The sequence below is a fragment of the Vibrio sp. 811 genome, from assembly GCF_033339195.1.
Window position 1 is genome coordinate 1 of the sequence record NZ_JAWOUB010000194.1, and the last position, 884, is coordinate 884.

The following is an 884-nucleotide window of genomic DNA, read 5'->3' on the forward strand; positions in this document are numbered from 1 at the left end:
TCGCCTGTTCCACCATTTTCTGGTTCACCGCTTGGTTGACCTGAATAAAGTTGTTCGGTGCAAAAGGGATTTTTACGCCCGCTTCTTGATAGAAAGGCACCTCACCTGCAACTAAGTTAAGTTGGTCAGTTTCTGGCATCAGATACAACGAGGCTTGATGGCGTGTCGCTAATTCAACTAATGCACTGACTTCTTCATCGGCCAAATTGCTTAAGTGTCGCAGCGTGATACAAGGCCCGTTGTCACCCAACACCAGTTCTACATGCCCCAATTGCTCTGGCTTTTTGAACGCTGTTAGCACCGAATAAATCTCAGGCAATAGCACATTCAACTCAGGAGCCAATACCGGACAATCCGTCACTTGTGCAATTTGCTTGCTTTGCTTTTTGCGGAAGCCGAAGTGCAACTGACGCGTTTTCTTATCGACAAACAAACTCACGCGAGCACGACGTCGGTAACCTAAAGACTCGCCCAATACTGGCGCATCCAACTCAATGTCACTGCCAGCAAATTTTCGCATTAACTGACGCAGCGTCTGCTGTTTGTGCGTCAATTGTTGGTCATAATTGAGGTGCTGCAAATCACAACCGCCACATTCATGATAATGCGGACAAAATGGCTCAACGCGCGCGTCGCTTGGCTTTAGGATTTTAATCAGCTTGCCACGAGCAAATTTGCTCTTCTCTTCCACCAATTGCGTCACCACATCTTCACCTGGTAATGCGCCGTCAATGAACAACGGTTTCTTTTTAAGGTAAGCAATACCTGCGCCGTGGTGATCCAAACGCTCTACTTGTACCGCTTGGTGACGAGTGTTTAATTGCGTTTTCTTTTTAGGTTGAAAGATACGTGCCATGCTCTGTGCCTGATTAGTGAGATCGGAA

1 protein-coding gene is annotated in these 884 nt (G+C 47.1%); it reads right to left on the minus strand.

All coding sequences use genetic code 11. From position 1 onward, the window contains the following. The coding region (rlmD, locus tag R7Q46_RS25780; protein ID WP_318078028.1) for a 23S rRNA (uracil(1939)-C(5))-methyltransferase RlmD at positions 1–856 on the minus strand (856 nt) is incomplete at its 3' end. Between the last annotated feature and the right edge of the window lie 28 nt (positions 857–884).